The organism is Halobacterium sp. CBA1126 (assembly GCF_009741975.1).
In the GTDB taxonomy this organism is placed as follows: Archaea; Halobacteriota; Halobacteria; order Halobacteriales; family Halobacteriaceae; genus Halobacterium.
The window spans coordinates 1-5,941 of record NZ_WPCF01000131.1 but is presented as its reverse complement, the minus strand read 5'-3'; the positions used below and the strand labels follow the sequence as shown (position 1 = coordinate 5,941).

Below are 5,941 nucleotides of genomic sequence, written 5' to 3'. Positions count from 1 at the left end.
GCGGACGAGCTCGGCGTCGAGGAGTACGCCGTCGTCGGCTTCTCCGGCGGCGGCCCGTACGCGCTGGCGTGCGCCGCCCACACGCCGGACCGCGTGCGCCGGTGTGCCGTCGTCTCGGGCGTGGGCCCGCCCGGCAGCGAGCGCGGCGACCTCGGGTTCGAGCGCGCGCTCGCCGCCGCGTCCCGGGTCTCGCCGCAGTTCGGCCGCCCGCTCGTCTGGCTGATGCAGCGCGCCGTCGCGAGCGCGGACTCGTTCACGGACGTCGCCGGCGAGCCCGAAACGGACCTCGCGGACCCGCGCCGCGGCGAGACCGGACGGATACTGCTCGCCGACTTCCGGGAGGGATTACGACAGGGGACGACGCCGCTGGCGACCGACTACGGCGTGCTCTACGGGACGTGGGACTTCGACCTCGCGGACGTCGCGGTTCCGACCCGGGTGTTCCACGGGGAGGACGACGCCAACGTCCCGCTCGCGGCGGGCGAACGCGTGGCCGACGAACTGCCGGACGCCAACTGTACGAGTTACGCGGACGCCGGCCACTTCCACCCGGTCGTCGAGGAAGCACGCGACATCTACGGCTGGGCGGTCGGGGCGGAGAACGCGAACGGCGAGTAGCGGGGAGAGTTACGACGGGACGGTGCAGCCTTCGACGTACTCGACGTCCGCCACGGAGTCGATGGCGGGGTCGTCGCCGCAGACCGGACAGTCGGGGTTCTTCGCGACGGGGACCGTCTCGAAGCTCATCTCGCCGGCGTCGTAGAACAGCAGGCGGCCGGTGAGGCGCTCGCCGTAGTCCAGCAGCCCCTTCACGCACTCGGTCGCCTGGATGCAGCCCATCGTCCCCGGGAGGATGCCGAGCACGCCGGCGGTCGCGCAGTCCGGAATCGTCCCCTCGGGTGGCGCCTCCGGGAACAGACAGCGGTAGCACGCGCTCCCGGGCTCGAACGTGATCGCCTGCCCCTCGAAGCGGTAGATGGCGGCGTGGCTGAACGGAACCCCGCGGAGCACGCAGGCGTCGTTGACGAGGTACCGCGTCGCGAAGTTGTCCGAGCAGTCCACCACGTAGTCGACGCCGTCGAGGAACTCGTCGACGTTCGACTGGTCCAGACGCGCGACGTGGGCGTCGACGTCCACGTCGGGGTTGAGGTCCGCGACGTACTCGCGGGCGCTCTCGGCCTTCGGGCGGCCGACGTCGGCGTCCGCGTGGATGATCTGGCGCTGGAGGTTCGAGCGCTCGACCTCGTCGTCGTCGACGACGCGCAGCCGCCCGACGCCCGCGGCCGCGAGGTACTGGATGACCGGCGCGCCCAGCCCGCCCGCGCCCACCACGAGCACGTCGGCGTCGAGCAGGCGCTGCTGGCCCTCCGCGCCGACGTCGTCCATGATGATGTGCCGCGAGTAGCGGTCGAGCTGCACCGGGTCGAGATTCAGCCCGGACATACCCGAGCAGACGGCGCGTACCCGGGTAAGCGTTTCCCGTCGACGACGCCGCCGCTGGCGGCGGCAGCGACGAAAGAACTACGGGTACCCCTACCCGGCAGTGGCTCATACCGACTCCCCCGGTAAATGTCTTGTCAGGACGGCGCGGCCGCGGAGAAACCCGAGTAGCGGCTCTCTCGTCGCGCTAATCCCCCGTTTCGGCGGTTTTCCGCTCGGCCGAGAGGATGCGCCGGATGCGGCGGGTCGTGGTGACCACGGCGTCGCTCGCGCTCCCGACCGCGCTCAACAGCGGGTGCGAGGACGACAGCGACTGGTAGAGGTACTCGTTGAGCGCGCGCTTCCCGCCAGACGGCACGCGGACGGGCTTCGGTTCGAGGTCGCCGGTCTGCCGGCGGACCGCGAGGTCCTGGCAGTCCGCTTCGAGGGCGTCGAGGTCCGCCAGGAGGGTCCGGAGCTCCCGTGCCGGACAGCCGTAGAACGGCCGCGACCGAATCGCCACGAGGTCCTCGCGGACGTCGTGGAGCACGTCTTCGGCGGCGTCGAGCGCGTCGGCCTCGTCGTCGACGTCGGCGAGGAGCTGCTTGCGGCTGGCCTTGGCCTCGCGGGCCGCCGCGAGCAGTTGCTCCTTCAGGAACGGCGTGACCCGGCTGGCCTGCCGGAACGCGAACGCCAGCTCGGCGCCGAACTCCGAGGCTACGCTCTCCCAGTACGTGTCCCCGTACTCGTCCGCGTAGTGCGGCGCGTCCATGACCGTCCCGACGTACGCCTCGCGGATTTCGGTGCTCGCGGCGTCCCCGCCGTCGCCGCGGTCGGCGAGCGTCCCCGGCCCCGACTGGACGGGCATCGAGTCCGCCGACTCGCCGTCGACGTCGACCGCCTGCAAGCGTCGACAGAACTGCCCGAAGGCGTCCGCTTCGGTCCGGAGGATGCGGCGTTCGCGGCGGAGCGCTCGCCGGGCGTCCGGAATCCACTCCCCGAAGCGCGTGCTCGCGGCGACCCCGCGACGCCGACTGACATGCTGTGGCATGCCCGCTGTTTCGGCGGCAGCCGTATAGAAGACTGCTAGGAGGGCTATGTTGGTCTCGGTGTCTCACACCCCCGCGTGGGGGCCGGGGACGGCGAGCAGACCTTGGCGGATTTGAACCGTGTGAGCGCTCGCTCCGGTCGCGCTCCCGGGTTCAAATCCGCCAGCCGATTCGTCGTCGCTCGCGTGTGCGAGCGACACCTGCATGGGGCCTGGCGGATTTGAACCACCGCTCACCCGGTGTCCCACGACGCCCGCCGAGGGACGAGCGCCGATATGAGCCGGGGGCTTTGAACCAGACTAAGCTAAGGCCCCTCGCACACCGCTTCCCGTGGCCGAACCTTTAGCCTGTCGGGATTCCGCGGTAGCCGACGCTGCGGGAGCGAGTGTCGGAGAAGCGCCGCCACCAGGGCTCGAACGTCGAGAGACGTTCCTGCTCGCTGTCGCTTCGCGGGCTGCGGCTCTCGGGCACGAGCCCTTGGGCGACTACGATTACGGCTGTCGCGCAGCCGACGCTGCGCGAGCAACCGGTGAGAGAAGTACGCCGCCACCAGGGCTCGAACCTGGGACAACCTGGGTAACAACCAGGTGCTCTACCAACTGAGCTATGGCGGCTGGCAACCGTTCTTACCCGGTGCGTTTTGAAATGGCTTTCGTTTCGCCAGCAGGCTCGGGCATCGACACGGCTTAGGCGCGGCCGCGCGAACCCGGCGACATGAGCGACTTCGAGTCGGTCCTCGACGCCGTACGGGAGCGCGTTGACCCGACGCCCGACGAGCGGCGCGCGCTCGCCGCGGCCGCCGAGCGACTGGCCGACCGGGCGCGCGAGGCCATCGCCGAGCTGCCCGTCGAGGCGGACGTCGTGCAGGTCGGGAGCACGGCGCGCGGGACGTGGGTGGCGGGCGACCGCGACATCGACCTGTTCGTGCGGTTCCCGTCGAGCTCCCGCGCGAGCGGCTCCGGGAGTACGGCCTCGAGGTCGGCAACGAGGTGCTGCCCGACGGCCGCGAGGAGTACGCCGAACACCCCTACGTGAAGGGGCGCTTCGAGGGGTACGACGTGGACCTCGTGCCGTGCTACCGGCTGGAGTCAGCGACGGACATCCAGTCCGCGGTCGACCGCACGCCGTTCCACAACGCGTACCTCGAAGCACGGCTGAGCGACGAGGACGCGGGCGACGTGCGGCTGTTCAAGCAGTTCCTCAAGGGCGTGGGCGCGTACGGCAGCGACCTCCGCACGCAGGGGTTCTCGGGCTACCTCACGGAGCTGCTCGTGCTGGAGTACGGCGGCTTCCGGGCGACCCTAGAGGCAATCGAGGACTGGGAGCCGCCGGTCGTCCTCGACCCCGAGGACCACGCGGCGGCGGAGTTCGACGACGCGCTCGTGGTCGTCGACCCGACCGACCCCGAGCGGAACGTCGCCGCTGTCGTCTCCGCGGAGAACGTCGCGCGCGTCCAGCACTACGCCCGCGAGTTCCTCGCCGACCCCAGCGAGGACGTCTTCGAGCCGGCGACGCCGGACCCGCTCGGCGCAGAGCGTGTCCGCGAGTACGTCGCCGACCGCGGGACGACGCCGCTGGCGGTGGTGTTCGACGCGCCGGACCTCGTGGACGACCAGCTCTACCCGCAGCTGTACCGCTCCCGGGACGGGCTCGTGCGCGGCCTCGAAATCGAGGGGTTCGACGTGCTGCGCGCGGCGACGTGGGCCGACGACCGCGCGGTGCTGTTCGCGGAGCTCGCGGTGAGCGAACTGCCCGCCGTGGAGCGCCACGAGGGGCCGCCCGTCCACGTCGGCGGGCACGCGCAGGGGTTCTACGAGAAGTACGCCGACGGCGACGCGACCGGGCCGTTCCTCGACGGCGACCGCTACGTGGTCGAGCGCGAGCGCGAAATCACGACCGCCCGGGAGTTCGCCGAACGGGAGCTCGCGGAGGTCGCGCTCGGCGCGCACGTCGAATCAATCGTGGAGGCCGGCGACTACGACGTGCTGTCTGGCGAGGGGGTCGCGGCGCTCGCCGAGGGGTTCGGCGCGGAGCTCGCGGCGTACTTCGAGCCCTCGGTCTGAGACCGGCTCAGAGCGCGGGGTGGGAGTCCCGGAGGTCGTCGAGCAGGTCGCGGACCTCGTCGCCGACCTCGTCCTCGGGCCCGACGGGGTCGCGGCCGTCGAACGTCTCGTGGACCATGCCGATGCCGTCCGCGAGCGTGTCGAGGCTGTAGCCGCCCTCGAGGACGAACGCCAGCGCCGCGTCCGTCGCGTCCGCGAGCGACCGCACGCGGTCGGCGAGCAGGCCGTACCCCTCCGTGGTGACGTGCATCCGCGAGATGGGGTCGTGGCGGTGGGCGTCGAAGCCCGCGCTCACGAGGAAGACGTCCGGGTCGAACTCGCCGATTGCGGGTTCGAGCAGTTCGTCGAACGCCGCACAGAAGTCCGCGTCGCCGGAGCCCGCGGGGAACGGCGCGTTCAGCGTCGTGCCGCGGCCGTCGCCCTCGCCGTACTCGTCGGCGTCGCCGGTCCCCGGGTAGAGGCCGTCCTCGTGGACGGAGGCGTAGAAGACGTCGTCGCGGTCGTAGAAGATGTCCTGCGTGCCGTTGCCGTGGTGGACGTCCCAGTCGAAGACGGCGACGCGGTCCGCGCCGAGGTCGTCGAGCGCGTACTGGGCGGCGACCGCGGCGTTGTTCAGGAAGCAGAAGCCCATCGCGTCGTCGTAGACGGCGTGGTGGCCGGGCGGCCGGCCGAGCGCGAACGGCGTGTTCCGGCCGTCGGCGCCGTTGACCGCGGCGCGCGTGGCGTCCTTCGCGAGGCCGGCGCTGGCGAGCGCGGCGGGCCACGTCTCCTCGGAGGCGGTCGTGTCGGGGTCCCAGTCGCCGCCGCCGGACTCGCAGAACGCCCGAATCTCGTCGACGTAGTCGGGGTCGTGGACGGCGGCGGCGTCGTCCTCGGTGGCGGGCGCGGCGTCCTCGTAGGAGACGCTGTGGCGCTTCGCGAGCCCGCGCTTGATGGCGCGGAGGCGGTCCGGGCTCTCGGGGTGGCGAGGGCCCGGGTCGTGTGCGAGACAGGTCTCGCTGAACCCGAATCTCATTCGACGAGCTGGAAGTACGTCTGGACGTCCTCTGCCTGTACGGTGCGTCGTCCCGCGTGCTCGGCGAGTACCGCGGCGCCCTCGGCGGCGTCGGCGGCGTACGTCTCCAGGCGGTCCGCGAGCGCGACGCGGGCGTCCTTGGAGACGCGGAACCGGTCGTCGAGGTCGAGGCGCGCGATGCGGTCGACGGGGGCGACCGGGAGCGTGAGTTCGTCGGCGTCGTGCAGGTGTTACTCGGGGCGTTCCGCGGCGCCGGCAACACCAAGACCGCGATGGTCATCTCGATGGTGACGCTGTGGCTCGGCCGCGTCCTCACCGTCTACCTGTTCGCGTTCTCCCTCGAGTGGGGCGCCACCGGCATCTGGGTCGGGATGGCCCTCGGGAACATCACCGGC

At 71.6% G+C, this 5,941-nt stretch carries 4 protein-coding genes, 2 tRNA genes and 3 pseudogenes; 3 read left to right on the top strand and 6 right to left on the bottom strand.

Annotated features, from left to right (window positions below; all coding sequences use genetic code 11):
- Positions 1–618: alpha/beta fold hydrolase (locus GJ634_RS13640; RefSeq protein ID WP_157503426.1), on the top strand; the 618-nt coding region annotated here is incomplete at its 5' end.
- Positions 619–627: 9 nt separating this feature from the next.
- On the opposite strand, the gene GJ634_RS13635 is transcribed toward GJ634_RS13640, so the two are convergent.
- The 4 genes from GJ634_RS13635 to GJ634_RS13620 all read right to left on the bottom strand — a co-directional run bounded on the left by GJ634_RS13635 (position 628) and on the right by GJ634_RS13620 (position 3,082).
- A complete protein-coding gene (locus GJ634_RS13635; protein ID WP_157503425.1) occupies positions 628–1,443 on the bottom strand; it encodes a molybdopterin-synthase adenylyltransferase MoeB in 816 nt (271 codons plus the stop codon).
- Positions 1,444–1,627: 184 nt separating this feature from the next.
- Complete coding sequence (locus GJ634_RS13630) at positions 1,628–2,470, bottom strand: hypothetical protein (RefSeq protein ID WP_157503424.1); 843 nt, start codon at positions 2,468–2,470, stop codon at positions 1,628–1,630.
- A gap of 203 nt (positions 2,471–2,673) precedes the next feature.
- Positions 2,674–2,782, bottom strand: a tRNA-Ile gene (locus GJ634_RS13625).
- Between the two features lie 227 nt (positions 2,783–3,009).
- Positions 3,010–3,082 (bottom strand) — tRNA-Asn (locus tag GJ634_RS13620).
- Between the two features lie 100 nt (positions 3,083–3,182).
- Here GJ634_RS13620 and cca point away from each other — a divergent pair.
- Positions 3,183–4,531: pseudogene (cca, locus tag GJ634_RS13615) on the top strand (CCA tRNA nucleotidyltransferase).
- A gap of 7 nt (positions 4,532–4,538) precedes the next feature.
- Here the strand turns inward: cca and GJ634_RS13610 are convergent.
- Both GJ634_RS13610 and GJ634_RS13605 read right to left on the bottom strand, forming a co-directional pair.
- Positions 4,539–5,546, bottom strand: a complete 1,008-nt coding sequence (locus tag GJ634_RS13610; protein WP_157503423.1) for a histone deacetylase — start codon at positions 5,544–5,546, stop codon at positions 4,539–4,541.
- Positions 5,543–5,767, bottom strand: a pseudogene (locus GJ634_RS13605) (histone family protein); the annotation flags it as partial. The pseudogene GJ634_RS13605 and the gene GJ634_RS13610, both read right to left, overlap by 4 nt.
- Between GJ634_RS13605 and GJ634_RS17020 the strand changes: the two are divergent.
- A pseudogene (locus GJ634_RS17020) lies at positions 5,747–5,941 on the top strand (MATE family efflux transporter); the annotation flags it as partial. The pseudogenes GJ634_RS13605 and GJ634_RS17020 sit on opposite strands and share 21 nt — an antisense overlap.

What these genes read in the sequence shown, in the direction of transcription:
- GJ634_RS13635 (WP_157503425.1), bottom strand. Translation starts at nt 1,443, where the DNA reads ATGTCCGGGCTGAATCTCGACCCGGTGCAGCTCGACCGCTACTCGCGG.
- GJ634_RS13630 (WP_157503424.1), bottom strand. Translation starts at nt 2,470, where the DNA reads ATGCCACAGCATGTCAGTCGGCGTCGCGGGGTCGCCGCGAGCACGCGC.
- GJ634_RS13610 (WP_157503423.1), bottom strand. Translation starts at nt 5,546, where the DNA reads ATGAGATTCGGGTTCAGCGAGACCTGTCTCGCACACGACCCGGGCCCT.